The 310-nt window shown below is 71.9% G+C and carries 1 protein-coding gene; it reads right to left on the bottom strand.

All coding sequences use genetic code 11. The annotated features are described in order from the left end of the window. A partial coding sequence (locus JNW98_RS35970; protein ID WP_223772433.1) for a condensation domain-containing protein occupies window positions 1-288 on the bottom strand: 288 nt, incomplete at its 3' end. Window positions 289-310: the final 22 nt, after the last annotated feature.

The raw sequence follows: 310 nt of genomic DNA, 5'->3' as shown, positions 1-310 counted from the left end.
GCCGACGGGGATGTCCGTACCTCCGCTGATCTTCGCCAGCAGGACGGCCAGCGCCGCCTGGAACACCATGAACGTCGTCACCCCGCGCCGGCGGGCCAGCTCCGCCAGGCCCCCGTGCGCGCCGGCCTCGACGAACAGGTCCACGGTCCCGCCGCGGTAGGAGGCGACGGCCGGGCGCGGCCGGTCGAAGGGGAGTCCCATCTCGTCGGGTATGCCCTGCAACGCGCCTTTCCAAAAGGAGAGTTGCCGAGACGCCCGACTGGTGGGATCGGCGGGGTCGCCGAGCAACTCGCGCTGCCAGAGGGTGTAG

It is taken from the genome of Streptomyces huiliensis, from assembly GCF_020037025.1.
Lineage (GTDB): Bacteria > Actinomycetota > Actinomycetes > Streptomycetales > Streptomycetaceae > Streptomyces > Streptomyces huiliensis.
Note: the sequence above shows the minus strand (reverse complement) of the source record. Positions and strands in the feature narration are given on the sequence as shown.